General features: G+C 36.0%; 14 protein-coding genes. 6 read left to right on the forward strand and 8 right to left on the reverse strand.

Going from position 1 to position 14024, the window contains the following annotated elements; all coding sequences use genetic code 11:
* Positions 1-59 precede the first annotated feature (59 nt).
* From sucD to FBT53_RS04450, 7 genes are all read right to left on the reverse strand, one after another.
* The gene (sucD, locus tag FBT53_RS04420; protein WP_136949952.1) at positions 60-932 is read right to left on the reverse strand and encodes a succinate--CoA ligase subunit alpha; all 873 of its coding nucleotides are present in this window, start codon (positions 930-932) and stop codon (positions 60-62) included.
* 63 nt (positions 933-995) lie between these two features.
* A complete protein-coding gene (locus tag FBT53_RS04425) occupies positions 996-1931 on the reverse strand; it encodes a UDP-3-O-(3-hydroxymyristoyl)glucosamine N-acyltransferase (protein ID WP_136949953.1) in 936 nt (311 codons plus the stop codon).
* A gap of 5 nt (positions 1932-1936) precedes the next feature.
* Positions 1937-2500, reverse strand: coding sequence for an elongation factor P (efp, locus tag FBT53_RS04430; protein WP_136949954.1), 564 nt, complete (start codon positions 2498-2500; stop codon positions 1937-1939).
* 6 nt (positions 2501-2506) lie between these two features.
* Positions 2507-3292: an acyl-ACP--UDP-N-acetylglucosamine O-acyltransferase gene (gene lpxA / locus FBT53_RS04435; protein ID WP_136949955.1), complete on the reverse strand. Its 786-nt coding sequence runs from the start codon at positions 3290-3292 to the stop codon at positions 2507-2509.
* 3 nt (positions 3293-3295) lie between these two features.
* Positions 3296-4702, reverse strand: a complete 1407-nt coding sequence (locus FBT53_RS04440) for a bifunctional UDP-3-O-[3-hydroxymyristoyl] N-acetylglucosamine deacetylase/3-hydroxyacyl-ACP dehydratase (RefSeq protein ID WP_136949956.1) — start codon at positions 4700-4702, stop codon at positions 3296-3298.
* A 2-nt stretch (positions 4703-4704) separates the two neighbouring features.
* Positions 4705-5721 (reverse strand): UDP-3-O-(3-hydroxymyristoyl)glucosamine N-acyltransferase, encoded by a 1017-nt coding sequence (lpxD, locus tag FBT53_RS04445; RefSeq protein WP_136949957.1) that lies wholly within the window; start codon positions 5719-5721, stop codon positions 4705-4707.
* Between the two features lie 23 nt (positions 5722-5744).
* The gene (locus FBT53_RS04450; RefSeq protein ID WP_136949958.1) at positions 5745-6971 is read right to left on the reverse strand and encodes an HD domain-containing protein; all 1227 of its coding nucleotides are present in this window, start codon (positions 6969-6971) and stop codon (positions 5745-5747) included.
* A 126-nt stretch (positions 6972-7097) separates the two neighbouring features.
* Here FBT53_RS04450 and FBT53_RS04455 point away from each other — a divergent pair, with 126 nt between their 5' ends.
* The 5 genes from FBT53_RS04455 to FBT53_RS16260 all read left to right on the forward strand — a co-directional run bounded on the left by FBT53_RS04455 (position 7098) and on the right by FBT53_RS16260 (position 11621).
* The gene (locus FBT53_RS04455) at positions 7098-8639 is read left to right on the forward strand and encodes a bifunctional response regulator/alkaline phosphatase family protein (protein ID WP_136949959.1); all 1542 of its coding nucleotides are present in this window, start codon (positions 7098-7100) and stop codon (positions 8637-8639) included.
* A 1-nt stretch (position 8640) separates the two neighbouring features.
* Complete coding sequence (gene tsaE, locus FBT53_RS04460; RefSeq protein WP_136949960.1) at positions 8641-9051, forward strand: tRNA (adenosine(37)-N6)-threonylcarbamoyltransferase complex ATPase subunit type 1 TsaE; 411 nt, start codon at positions 8641-8643, stop codon at positions 9049-9051.
* Positions 9052-9437: 386 nt separating this feature from the next.
* A complete protein-coding gene (locus FBT53_RS04465; RefSeq protein ID WP_136949961.1) occupies positions 9438-10001 on the forward strand; it encodes a hypothetical protein in 564 nt (187 codons plus the stop codon).
* A gap of 43 nt (positions 10002-10044) precedes the next feature.
* Complete coding sequence (locus FBT53_RS04470; RefSeq protein WP_136949962.1) at positions 10045-11244, forward strand: alanine dehydrogenase; 1200 nt, start codon at positions 10045-10047, stop codon at positions 11242-11244.
* Positions 11245-11408: 164 nt separating this feature from the next.
* Positions 11409-11621: a hypothetical protein gene (locus tag FBT53_RS16260; protein WP_240729760.1), complete on the forward strand. Its 213-nt coding sequence runs from the start codon at positions 11409-11411 to the stop codon at positions 11619-11621.
* Positions 11622-11626: 5 nt separating this feature from the next.
* Here the strand turns inward: FBT53_RS16260 and FBT53_RS04480 are convergent, their stop codons facing one another.
* On the reverse strand, positions 11627-12793 hold the full coding sequence (locus FBT53_RS04480; protein ID WP_136949964.1) for a proline dehydrogenase family protein: 1167 nt from the start codon (positions 12791-12793) through the stop codon (positions 11627-11629).
* A gap of 92 nt (positions 12794-12885) precedes the next feature.
* On the opposite strand from FBT53_RS04480, the gene aroB reads away from it, so the two are divergent.
* A complete protein-coding gene (gene aroB, locus FBT53_RS04485) occupies positions 12886-13944 on the forward strand; it encodes a 3-dehydroquinate synthase (RefSeq protein ID WP_136949965.1) in 1059 nt (352 codons plus the stop codon).
* The last annotated feature ends 80 nt before the right edge of the window (positions 13945-14024 follow it).

Consider the following 14024-nt stretch of genomic DNA (forward strand, 5'->3'; position numbering starts at 1 on the left):
AAAAGCCGTTAGGTTACTCCTAACGGCTTTAAAGTACTTATATAACTGTTGTTGAGCAATTAACTTACAACTTCTTTAACTTTTACTCCAATCTCTGCAGGACTGTCTACCACATGGATTCCACATTCACTCATAATGCGCTTTTTAGCTTGAGCAGTATCATCGCTACCGCCAACTATAGCACCGGCATGCCCCATGGTTCTACCTGCAGGAGCTGTCTCACCAGCAATAAAGCCAACTACGGGTTTATCACTGCCACTTTCTTTATACCATCTAGCAGCTTCAGCTTCTAACTGACCACCAATTTCGCCTATCATCACAACACAAGTAGTTTCTGGGTCATTTACCAATAATTCTAAAGCTTCTTTAGTAGTAGTCCCAATAATTGGGTCGCCCCCAATACCAATAGCTGTAGAGATACCTAATCCTTGACGCACCACTTGGTCAGAAGCTTCATATGTTAACGTTCCAGACTTAGAAACAATACCTACGCCTCCTTTTTTAAATACAAAACCTGGCATAATACCGACTTTTGCTTCTTCTGGAGTTATTACTCCTGGACAGTTAGGACCAACTAATCTACATCCTTTATTTTTGATGTAATTATTAGCTTTAACCATATCTGCTACAGGTATACCTTCTGTAATAGTTATAATTACTTTTATACCTGCATCAGCAGCTTCCATAATAGCATCAGCAGCAAATGCTGGCGGCACAAAAATAATTGTAGTATCTGCACCAACTTTTTCTACTGCTTCTGATACAGTATTAAAAACAGGTTTTCCCAAATGTTCTTGACCTCCTTTACCTGGAGTAACACCACCAACAATGTTGGTTCCGTATTCAATCATTTGCTCTGCATGAAAAGTTCCTTCACTTCCTGTGAAGCCCTGTACAATTATTTTTGAGTCTTTGTTGACTAATACGCTCATAGTATCTTGTTTGTAAGTTGAACAAAAATATGCTATTCACTAAGAATATTAAAACCTAGCTTTTTAAATGTTGTTTAATTTTTCAATTATTCTGGGAATTTGCTTTACGTGTGCCAATTGTTTAAGACGTTCCCTCGCCTCTTCTGCAGGACTTCCAAAGTAGGTTTTACCACCTTCTAAAGATTTAGATATCCCTGCTTGGGCAAGAATTACTGATTTTTTACCTATAGTAATACCACTAATAATCCCAACTTGACCCCAGATTGTTACTTCGTCTTCTACCACTACACAGCCGGCAATACCACATTGAGAAGCAATAAGGCACTTTTTGCCAATGACGGTATCGTGTCCTATTTGTATTTGATTGTCTAGCTTAGTGCCCTCTTTAATTGTAGTATCTCCGGTAACTCCTCTATCAATAGTACATCCTGCACCGATATCTACATTATTCTCTATAATAACCCTACCTCCTGATATTAATTTATCAAAGCCCTCAGGTCTATTTTTATAATAAAAAGCATCGGCTCCTAAAACGGTACCAGAATGGATTATAACATGATCACCAATAATACTACCGTCATAAATAGTAACGTTAGCGTGAATAACGCTATTCTTTCCTATTACTACATTATTGCCGATAAAAGCATTGGGTTGTATTACCGTACCTTCTCCAATTACTGCAGAGTCAGAAATAACAGCTTTTGCTGCCACAAAAGGATTAAAGTGATTGGTAAGTTTGTTAAAATCTCTAAACGGATCATCAGAAAGTAACAAGGCTTTACCCGGCGGACAATCTACCTTTTTGTTTATAAGAATCGTAGTGGCCTTAGACTCTAAGGCTTTATCATAATACTTAGGATGATCTACAAAAACAATGTCTCCAGGTTCTACTACATGAATTTCGTTCATACCTAAAACCTGGAATTCTGGAGCACCAACAAATTCGGTTCCGATTAAAGCAGCAATTTCTTGCAATTGATACGGTTTAGGAAACTTCATGCTTATTATTTAGCACGTTCCATATACGCACCCTTTTCTGTATCTACCTTAATCTTATCACCCTCATTAATAAACAATGGCACATTTATACGCGCTCCTGTTTCTACAGTTGCGGGCTTAGTAGCATTAGTTGCTGTATTCCCTTTCACCCCTGGTTCTGTGTGTGTTACTTCTAAAATTACACTAGCAGGCATATCTACAGATAATGGCATTTGATCTTCTGCATTAAAAATAATAGTCACCACTTCTCCTTCCTTTAAAAGTTCTGGTGTATCTAAATTATCTTTTTGCAGTGCAATCTGATTGTAATCATCCGTATTCATAAAATGGAACGTATCCCCTTCTGGGTATAAAAATTGATAGGAACGCGTTTCTACCCTAACATCTTCTATTTTATGACCAGAAGAAAATGTATTGTCTATAACCTTACCAGAAGTAACGCTTTTTAATTTAGTTCTTACAAACGCTGGACCTTTACCTGGTTTGACATGTAAAAACTCTATAATTTTATAAATATCATTGTTGTAACGGATACATAATCCTTTTCTAATGTCTGATGTACTTGCCATAGTAAATTAATTATTGCTAAAATAACCTTTCATAATTCCTCGTTGGGAATCACGAATAAATTGAAGTATTTCATCTCGCTCTGGAGTAGCCTCCATCTCTGCTTCTATAATTTCTGCAGCTTGCGAGTTGTTATAATTTTTTTGATATAGAAATCTATAAATATTCTGAATTTCTCTAATCTTCGCCGCATCGAACCCTCTTCTTCGTAGTCCGATAGAGTTTATACCTACATAAGATAGAGGTTCACGAGCCGCTTTTACAAAAGGAGGTACGTCTTTACGCACCAAAGAACCACCCGTTACAAAAGCATGCTGCCCTACAGATACAAACTGATGTACTGCCACCATACCTGCCAAAACAACATTATCTCCAATGGTTACATGACCTGCTAAAGTGGAATTGTTACTAAAAATACAACCATTACCAACAAAACAATCATGAGCCACATGGCTATACGCCATGATAAGACAATTGTTTCCAATGACCGTTTTCATGCGGTCACTCGTACCTTTATTTATGGTAACACACTCTCTAATGGTTGTATTGTCTCCAATAATAACCGTAGTTTCTTCACCTTGATATTTTAAGTCTTGGGGCATTGCAGATATTACCGAGCCAGGGAAAATATTACAATTTTTACCAATTCTGGCGCCTTCCATAATGGTTACATTAGAACCTATCCAAGAGCCCTCTCCAATAGTAACATTATTATGTATGGTGGTAAATGGTTCTATAACCACATTTTTGGCAATTTTTGCCCCTGGATGAACATATGCTAATGGCTGATTCATTTCTTAGTTTCCTTTAGTTTTTACAATCTGTGCCATTAGTTCCGCTTCTGATACCAAACGACCGTTAGCGTATGCATACGCTTGCATATGACAAATTCCTCTGCGTATAGGCGATATTAAATCGCACTTAAAAATCAATGTATCTCCCGGTAGCACTTGTTGTTTAAACTTCACCTTGTCTATCTTCATAAAAAAGGTCAAGTAATTTTCTGGGTCAGGAACAGTACTTAAAACCAAGATACCCCCTGTTTGCGCCATGGCCTCTACCTGTAATACACCAGGCATAACAGGTGCTCCAGGAAAATGACCAACAAAAAAAGGTTCGTTCATGGTAACGTTTTTAACACCAATCACATGCTTATCAGAAAGCTCCAATATTTTATCTACCAATAAAAATGGTGGTCTATGAGGCAGCATTTCCATAATTTGATTTACATCCTTAACGGGTTTAGCATGTAAATCCACATCTGGAACGTTATTCCTACGTTCTTGCTTGATTATTTTTTGAAGTTTTTTTGCAAATTGGGTATTCACAAAATGCCCAGGCTTATTGGCTATAACTTTACCTCTGATAGGCGTTCCAATTAAAGCCAAATCGCCAATAACATCTAATAATTTGTGTCTTGCAGCTTCATTTGGTTGATGTAACGTAAGATTATCTAAAATACCATTAGGTTTTACAGATAGCTTTTCTTTATTAAAAGCCTTTTCAAGCTTTTTCATGGTAGCTTCAGAAATTTCCTTATCTACATAAACAATGGCATTGTTTAAATCGCCCCCTTTGATAAGTCCATGCTCTAAAAGTGCCTCTAACTCATGTAAAAAACTAAAAGTACGCGCGTAAGAAATTTCATCCTTAAAATCTGACATGCGCTCCAAAGTAGCATTTTGTGTGCCTAATACCTTAGTGCCAAAATCGACCATAGTGGTTATTTGGTAGGTATCAGAAGGTATTATCGTGATTTCACTGCCCGTATTTTCATCGCGATAGCTAATCACATTTTTAACTACATACTCTTCTTTCTCTGCTTCTTGCGCTACAATACCTGCCTTTTCTATGGCTTCTACAAAATATTTAGAAGAACCATCCATAATAGGAGGCTCTGGTGCATTTAACTCTATTAATACATTATCTATACCTAAACCAACTAGCGCCGCTAAAACGTGTTCAGAAGTCTGTATCATTACCCCTCTCTTTTCCAGATTGGTGCCTCTTTGAGTATTAACCACATAACTAGCGTCAGCTTCAATTATTGGTTCACCCTCTAAGTCCACCCTCTTAAACGCATAACCATGATTTGGTTCCGCTGGTAAAAAGGTCATAGTCACATCTTGGCCTGTATGCAACCCAACGCCTGTTAGGGTAATAGATTTTGCTATTGTTTTTTGATTTGTTTTTATGACTTCCATGGTCAGCTTTTCTTTTCTAATTCAGAAATTTTATTGACTATTTTAGGTAAGTTCTTAAAATGAACGTAAGATTTATTATAATCTCCGTAGTTTAATGCAGGAGAACCTTGTAAAACTTCATCATCTTTAACATTACGCCCGATACCAGATTGTGCTTGTATCTTAACGCGGTCACCTATAGTAATATGCCCAACTATACCTACCTGCCCACCAATTAGGCAATGTTTACCAATTTTAGTAGACCCAGCAATACCTGTTTGCGCAGCAATAGCGGTATGTTCACCAATCTCTACATTATGCGCTATCTGTATCTGATTGTCTAGTTTTACTCCTTTTCTAAGTATAGTAGACCCTAAAGTGGCTCTATCAATTGTAGTACCAGCTCCTACATCTACATTATCTTCTAAAATTACATTTCCCGTTTGTGGCACCTTATTATATTCTCCTTTTTCATTAGGAGTAAATCCAAAACCATCTGCCCCAATAATAGCCCCACTATGTACCACGCAATTGTTACCAACAACGCAGTCTGACTGAATTTTAGCACCAGCAAATATGCTTGTGTTGTCTCCAATAACAACATTATCACCAATAAAGGCATTAGGGTAAATCTTTACATTAGTTCCTAGCGTTACATTCTCTCCAATGTAAGCAAAGGCACCAACATACAATTGTGCTCCAAAGGTGGCGCTTTCAGCTATAAAAGAGGGTTGCTCTACACCTATTTTGTTATTTTTTACCTGATTGTAATATTCAAGTAATTTAGAAAAGCTAGTGTATGCATCTTCTACCTTAATAAGCGTGGTATCTATTGCCTGTTCTGGCTCAAAATCCTTATTTACTATGGTAATTGAAGCTTTAGTAGTGTAGATAAAGTGTGTATACTTAGGATTAGCCAAAAACGTTAACGAGCCAATTTCCCCTTCTTCTATTTTAGAAAGTTTATGAACGGCTATTTCCGGATTTCCATGAACCTCACCATCTAATATCCCGGCAATTTGAGTAGCTGTAAATTTCATTGGCGCAAAAGTAAGAAAATTTGTTAAACGCTTGCTTTGGGGTAACAGGCATAATATTTTACCACACGCTCAGACAGGGCTTTTAAATTTAGATGGTCTGATGCTCTTGCAACATCAATAAGCTTACCATTTTTAGCTAAAATCATGATGTTCTGATCATCAGCGTCATAGGCCTGATTGCTAATTTCCCCTTTGAAAACTAAATAATCTACTTCTGTATCATTTAAACCAAAACTCTTTTTGTATTCTTCCCTTTTTTGTTGAAACTTTTCTTCATTGAGAGGCTTTTTCTTCAACTTAATCTTTAACAAATTCCGATTTAGAATGATTTTTGACAATTCTGACAACACAAAATCGGGATGAAACTGCCACGACTTTAATGCAGAAAGTACATCTACATCATCCAATCTAGAAAAATACTCTAGAGCTGTAGCGTCCATATCAGTAGTAGATTTTCGTTCCATAAAATACATTAATACGGGTGAAGCATGTAGTTCAACTCCTTTATTATAAAGTTCTCTACCCCGTTGTATCACTCTAACCAATAGCTGTTCTGCCACTAAACTCGTTTTGTGTAAATAGGCTTGCCAATACATAAAACGCCTAGCCATTAAAAATTTTTCTACAGAATACAAACCCTTTTCTTCTACGACCAACTCATTTTGCTTAACGTTGAGCATCGTGATTAAACGTTCAGAACTAATATTACCTTCTGTTACTCCGGTATAGAAACTATCCCTTCGCAAATAATCCAAACGATCCATATCTAGTTGACTAGACACAAGCTGATTTAGAAATTTCTTTGGATGCTTTTTCTTAAAAATTGTAATGGCCATATCTAGCGCACCCTCAAATTCATCATTTAACTGTTCCATCAATTTTAAAGACAACTCTTCATGATGCAATCCTAAAACCAAATGATGTTCTAAGGCATGGCTAAAAGGTCCATGACCTATATCATGCAATAATATGGCACATAAGAGACCATTTTCCTCTTCTTCCGTAATAGGCACTTGTTTAAAACGTAATATTTCTACTGCTTTACGCATTAAATGCATACAACCTAACGCATGATGAAACCGGGTGTGGTGGGCTCCGGGATACACTAAATAAGATAACCCCATCTGACTAATACGGCGTAGTCGCTGAAAGTAAGGGTGTGCAATTAAATTAAAAATGAGTTCGTTTGGGGTGCTGATAAACCCATAAATAGGGTCGTTGAATATCTTAAGCTTGTTGGTCTGTGCCAAGGTTTTTATTTTTAAATTGCAAAGATAAGGCACTGTATTTATAAATCTTTATTTCTTTGCAATCTAGCCTTGCCAAACACCAAAAACGAAACAATTTGTATTAATTAGACACTTAAGGCGCTATAAATGAGAAAAATTTCCATTTTATGGGTAGATGATGAAATAGACCTACTCAAACCTCATATTTTATTTTTAGAAAAGAAAAATTACCAGGTGGCTACCGCCCCTAGTGGACAAGAGGCTCTTGAAGCCATCCGCGAACAACAATTTGATATTGTTTTTTTAGATGAAAACATGCCTGGAATTAGCGGCTTAGAAACCTTGGCTGAGTTAAAACAAATAGACTCTAACTTACCTGTGGTGATGATAACTAAAAGTGAAGAAGAGTATATTATGGAAGAGGCTATTGGTAGTAAAATAGCTGATTACCTTATTAAGCCAGTAAATCCAAATCAAATTCTACTTTCTTTAAAAAAGAATTTAGATTTATCTAGACTGGTTTCTGAACGTACTACTGCAAATTACCAGCAGGAGTTCAGAAAAATTGCTATGGACCTTTCTATGGTGAATTGTTGTGATGAATGGGCAGAAATGTACAAGCGGTTAATATATTGGGAATTACAGCTAGAAGAAATAGAAGATACGAGCATGGCTGAAATTTTAGAATCCCAAAAAATAGAAGCCAACAATCAGTTTAGCAAATTCGTAGATAAAAATTATCGTAATTGGTTTGATGAAGATGGCCCCGTTTTGAGTCACACGCTTTTTAAGAAATTAGTAACCCCAGAACTTAAAGGACAAAAGACCTTAATGGTGGTTGTAGATAATTTAAGATACGATCAGTGGTTGGCTTTTGAAGAAACCCTACATCCTTTTTACAAAAAGAAATCAGAAACCCCTTATTTTTCCATTCTACCAACGGCCACCCAATACGCCAGAAATGCTATTTTCTCTGGACTTACACCTTTGGCGATGGAAAAACGACATCCAGAATGGTGGAAAAACGATACGGATGATGGAGGTAAAAATTTACATGAGGCCGATTTTCTAGGTGCACAATTAAAAAGATTAGGACTGCAATTGCAATGGGAATACCACAAAATCAGCAGCCTAAAACAAGGAAAGCAACTCGCAAAAGACTTTAAATCCCAAAAAGAGAACGACCTTACCGTAGTAGTCTACAACTTTGTAGACATGCTTTCTCACGCTAAAACAGAAATGGAGGTGATACGTGAACTTGCCGGTAATGACAAAGCGTACCGTTCCCTAACCCTTAGTTGGTTTAAAAACAGCCCTTTATTAGAGATGATACAGCAAGCACAACAACTAGGACTAAAACTTATTATAACCACAGACCATGGCACTATAAATGTGAAGCAACCTAGCAAAGTTATTGGTGATAGAGACACAAGCTTAAATTTGCGCTACAAAACTGGAAAGAGTCTAACTTTTAATGACAAAGAAGTTTTAGCTGCAAAAGAACCTGCACAAGTGCACTTACCCAATATTAATGTGAGTAGCTCTTATATTTTTGCTAAGAACGATATGTTTTTTGCTTACCCTAATAACTACAACCACTATGTTAGCTATTACAGAAATACCTACCAACATGGCGGTATTTCTTTAGAAGAAATGATTATTCCATTTGTTGTATTAGAACCCAAATAAAATGAAGCAAATACGTTTTAATAAAACTGAAGTAAAAAATATTGCCCAACAACTTTTAACCCACATACCAGAAAAAATTATTTGTTTCCATGGCGAAATGGGAACTGGAAAAACTACTACTATTAAGGAAATGGTTCAGTTATTAGGTGCAATAGACGCAGGTAATAGTCCAACCTTTGGTATTGTAAACGAATACCACAACAAGCAAGGTGAATTAGTAGCCTATCATTTTGATTTTTATAGACTCAATCATGAGGAAGAAGCCCTAGATTTAGGCCTAGAAGAATATTTAGATTCTGGCGTGCATGTATTTATTGAGTGGCCAGAAAAAATTGAAAATCTACTACCAGAAATAAAAAGAGATGTGTATTTGCAGTTCGTCGAAGAATCAGTGCGGACTGTCGAATACTAACTTCGATAAATAAGACTTTTTCTATCTTCACAAGCAATAAGTTCCCTCGATTAACGGTTAAATTTTCAGATAAACTGTCATTTTTTGTCGACGAAATGCATTTTTAATGAAATATTTTCTTACATTGTAGGGGATTATTCAAATCATTTATTAACCAAAAATTTAGTACGATGAACACTAAAAAACTAATTTTTGGTCTTTTGGCAGTAGTAACACTAGTAGCATCTTCTTTGTCTACTACGATATTGACTGAGCAGGAGACTGGAGTAAGAAAAGATCAGATTGTAATCAAACCCAAGCGTTAATTTGTTTAGAACAATTAAATTTTCTTTAAAGAGCAATACTATTATTGCTCTTTTTTCGTTAGATATCCTAAAGTTTCAAAATTGAAAAAGAACAAATCTTCGAAAGAAACAAAAATTAGGTTTTTATTTGAATCAATATTAATTATATTAATTATCTTATCTCCTTTTATTTACAAGCTTCACGAAGCTACACCTTTTAACCCAGAGGTAGAGAGTATAAATATTTTAGGGATTAATATTTATAAATCTGGATTTCCTTCAATTCAAAGTCATATTTGGTTTCTATTAAGTAAAGCAATTCCATTTTACTTATTAATGATTTGGTTTTTGACATGTAAAGAATGGTGGTACCATATCTTATTAATTCCATTATTAATGTATGCTTTTCAAATTTTTGAGATTTATATTGGTGAAAATTCATCAGAAATTGCTGACAGTAGTAATGTAATATGGCTCTTACCAATATGCGTGATTATAATTCCTTTTGTATATTTAATAAGAACAAAATTATACGATAAATATGTCCATGGCATTGACCTTAAGGCTATGGATGAGGAGTTAAAGTTTTTGGAAGAAAAAAAGGCCTTACGTAAAGAATGGGAAAAGTTAGAGGAGGAAAAAGCTGCCCTCTTAAAAAAAATGTAAATTTGTTCTTTTAGTAAAACACTAAGCTAACAGAACACTATTTATGGACCAACCTGCTTTTCCTTTTAGCAAGCAACAGCTTTTACCACAAGAAGAAACGCTAGAGTTATTAAAACAAAAAGGAGAGTTATTCATAGGTCTGCCTAAGGAAAATCAGTACCAAGAAAAACGTATCTGCCTTACTCCAGATGCTGTAAATGCTATTACAGCAAACGGTCACCGTGTCCTCATAGAATCTGGTGCTGGTGAAGGTGCTAATTATTCAGATACAGATTACACTAATGCCGGAGCAGAAGTAACCAACGACCAGAAAAAAGTGTTCTCCTGCCCTATTCTTCTAAAAGTAGAACCGCCCAGTATAGCAGAAATAGAGTTAATGAATCCGCAAGCCATTATTATTTCTGCTTTACAGATTAAGACACAAACCAAAAAATATTTTGAAGCGCTTGCTAAAAAGCGCATTACGGCCATTGCATTTGAATATATTAGAGATGAAGATGGAAAATACCCGGCAGTCCGTTCGCTAAGTGAAATCGCTGGCACTTCTTCTGTATTAATTGCTGCAGAATTAATGGCTGCTACCAGTGATGGCAATGGACTTATGTTTGGGAATATAAGTGGTGTTCCACCCGTGGAAGTGGTTATTATTGGGGCAGGAACGGTTGGCGAATTTGCTGCTCGTTCTGCACTAGGCTTAGGAGCTAATATTAAGGTTTTTGATAATAGTATTACCAAGTTGCGCAACATACAAACCAACTTACATCAGACGATTTACACCTCTACCATACAGCCGAAAAACCTTTTAAAAGCATTAAAACGTTGCGATGTTGCCATTGGTGCCGTTAGAGGCAAAGACCGCTCTCCGGTATTAGTTACCTCTACCATGGTAGAACACATGAAAAAAGGAGCTGTTATAATTGATGTTAGTATAGATATGGGGGGCTGCTTTGAAACCACAGAAATTACTAATCACGATAAACCAACAGTAGAAAAATTTGGTGTAGTGCATTATGGCGTGCCCAATATACCTTCTAGATACCCCAGAACAGCTAGTATATCTATTAGCAATATATTTACACCCTATCTATTAAAAATTGGTGAGGATGGTGGATTAGAACATTCCCTACGTTTTGATAGAGGTTTACGCAATGGTTTGTACATGTATCATGGCATCTTGACCAATAAAAGCGTAGGCGATTGGTTTGGACTTTCTTACAACGATATTAATTTCTTGATTTTTTAAAATAAATGACCGGATTTATTAAACGCTTAGGATGGTACTTGGTTGGACTTTCCATCGGATTGCTTTTTTTTGTATTTATTTTGAAGAAAAAATCGGGTGATAAAAGTTTAGAGTTTTGCTATTTACCAAACTGCAGGGTACTTAAGGAATTAAGAACAAAACCGATGGAATTCAGCCCAGAATTGCAAAGCCAACTAGAAAAAGATAAAGATTCTACTGTGTTCTATTCTTATTTTGAGGATGGAGATGTATTATTCTCTAAAAGCGATACCAAAAGTAAACCGTGTAGTTTTTACATTATAGAAAACAATAAAGGGCAATTGATAAAAGCTAACAACTGCCCTGAAAAAGTTTCAGTTTCTGTATTTACACCATAACAATCTTACAAATTACGCCTAGTCTTTTCTTTTCGCAATAATTCTAATTCTCTAGAAGTTTGCCCGGCTACAGAAGTATTTTCTTCTGCTCTTCGTATAAGATAAGGCATTACATCTTTAACCGGACCATAAGGCAAATATTTGGCCGCATTATAACCATTATCCGCTAGATTATAGCTTATATTATCGCTCATACCATACAACTGGCCAAACCAAATTCGCTGGTCATTGTTCTCCAATTGTTTTGCTTTCATGATATCTAGTAAACGGTAAGTACTTTCTTCGTTATGCGTCCCAGCAAAAATGGTAAACACTTCTAAATTTTCTGACATAAAATCTATTGCCGCATCAAAATTTACATCCGTCGCCTGTTTAGAACTACAGATGGGCGATATATATCCTTTTTCTTCCGCACGGTCATTTTCTTTTTCCATGTAAGCCCCTCGTACTGCTTTTATCCCTACTTTAACACCAAACGCTTTAGCTTCTGCATGTAAACGTTTTAGATACTCTAAACGGTCCCAACGATACATTTGAGCTGTATTAAATACAACAGGCTTTTCTTTATTGTATTTTACCATCATTTCCCATGCCAATTGATCAGCGGCTTGTTGTATCCAGCTTTCTTCAGCGTCGATTAAAAGCATCACATCTAGATCATATGCTTTTTTACACACTTTATCATAACGATTTACCACGCGTTGCCATTCTGCCGCTTCGTCTTCAGTTAAAGCAATTCCCTCATTAACCTTTTGTAACAATCCAAAACGAGCAAATGCGGTAGGTTTAAATACAGCATAAGGGATGGCTTCTTTCTCTTTTACAAAGTCTAAAACCCTTAATATTTTTTCAAAAGCACTATCTAACTGATTCTCTACCGTTTTGCCTTCAACCGAGTAGTCCAAAATAGAATAGACTCCGGCCTCATACATACTATCTATGGTAGACATACAATCTTCCTCGTTAACTCCTCCACAAAAATGGTCAAAAACAGTAGCACGTATCAATCCTTCTACTGGCAATTTGGCATTGAGTGCAAAATTAGTGACCGCCGTACCAATACGCACCAATGGCTGATTCGCAATTAATTTAAATAGAAAAAATGCACGTTCTAATTCCGAGTCGCTCTTTAGGCGAAACGCTATTGAAGTATCCTCAAAAATTCGCTTCATAATTAAGAATATAATAAAGGTGCGAATATAAGCAGGTATGATAGAAATATATCTTCAAAAATATTTCTTTCTTTGAGTAATATTTAAAAAATATGCAGTCAGTAGTTACGGAAGCTCACGAAGTTCATTTTAATCAAATTGCAAAAGAGGCCTTAAATCAATGTATGGTTCAAAAAGGCTATTCTAAAATCTTCGTTTTAGTAGATAAGAATACAGAAAAACTTTGTTTACCAAAATTTGAAGCACTATTTGACCATAAAATAGATGAGGTAATCTGTATAACTCCAGGAGAAGAGCACAAACACATACACACCTGTCTTTATGTGTGGGAGCAACTGTCAGAACTTGGGGGTGACCGTAAAAGCTTACTCATAAATGTTGGCGGTGGCGTGGTAACTGATTTAGGTGGCTTTGTAGCCTGTACGTTTAAACGTGGCATAGATTTTATTAACATCCCCACTACACTTTTAGCAATGGTAGATGCTTCTGTGGGTGGTAAAAATGGTGTGGATTTAGGAACTCTTAAAAATCAGGTTGGGGTAATACAGCAACCCAAAATGGTCCTAATTTTCCCTGAATTTTTAGAAACCTTAGAGGATAGGCAAATGATAAGCGGTTTTGCAGAAATGCTTAAACATGGACTTATTGTAGACCGACAATACTGGAAAGATTTAAGAACTGAAGGACTTTCTAAAGACGCTGAAAGCATAGCCCGTTCTGTTGTTATTAAAAGTGATATTGTTACAGAAGACCCAAAAGAACATGGGATTAGAAAAAAATTAAACTTTGGCCACACTTTAGGTCATGCTATAGAATCTTTTTATTTAGATAGTGAAGAAAAAGAAACTTTATTGCACGGTGAAGCTATAGCTATTGGCATGGTGATGGAAGCATTTTTAGCACATAAAATTACGGGATTAAGCAGAGTCGATTTAGACGAAATAAAGCAAACCATGTTAAAATATTATCCTTTTGTAGTTATTAACGATGAAGATATACCAAAAATAAAGGAGTATTTGATTCATGATAAGAAAAACTCTCACGGAGAAATCAATTTTGTACTATTAAATGAGATTGGTTCTGCGGTTGTAGATGTTAAAATTCCTGATCATCTTATTGCGGAAGCATTTGCTTACTACAAACTTCCCTAGTTACACCAACAATTTTTGCTTGCTTGGCAACTCTTTGGAATATTCAACTTAAGAATTTCCTAGTTTAGGATTATCAACTT

Source organism: Flavobacterium sp. ASW18X, from assembly GCF_005144745.1.
Classification (GTDB): Bacteria; Bacteroidota; Bacteroidia; order Flavobacteriales; family Flavobacteriaceae; genus Croceivirga.